The 362-nt window shown below is 60.8% G+C and carries 1 protein-coding gene and 1 pseudogene; both read left to right on the top strand.

The features are described from left to right. The coding region (locus AC1DFE_RS24235; protein WP_476908351.1) for an L-serine ammonia-lyase, iron-sulfur-dependent, subunit alpha at positions 1-189 on the top strand (189 nt) is incomplete at its 5' end. 23 nt (positions 190-212) lie between these two features. Further along, positions 213-362 (top strand): annotated as a pseudogene (locus tag AC1DFE_RS24230) (lipoyl synthase); the annotation flags it as partial.

Raw genomic sequence — 362 nt, 5'->3', positions numbered from 1 at the left:
ATCGAACGGAACGCCATCGCTGCGGCCAAGGCCATCAACGCCGCCAAGATGGCGTTGTGGGGCGACGGCTCGCACCGGGTCTCGCTCGACGAGGTCATCGTCACCATGCGCGAGACCGGCAAGGACATGAGCTCCAAATACAAGGAAACGGCCATGGGCGGCCTCGCCGTCAACGTCGTGGCCTGCTGATTTAGTACTACGGAAAGAGAACAATGACACTGGCACCAGATGGCCGGAAAATGCTGCGGATCGAGCAGCGCAATGCGGCCACCCCGGTGGAACGCAAACCGGACTGGATCAAGGCCAAGGTCCAGATGGGCCCGGAATTCGTCCAGCTCAAGAACCTGGTCAAGAAGGAAGGC

Source organism: Arthrobacter sp. 05T423 (assembly GCF_056396245.1).
This window is presented reverse-complemented; position numbering and strand designations above follow the sequence as displayed.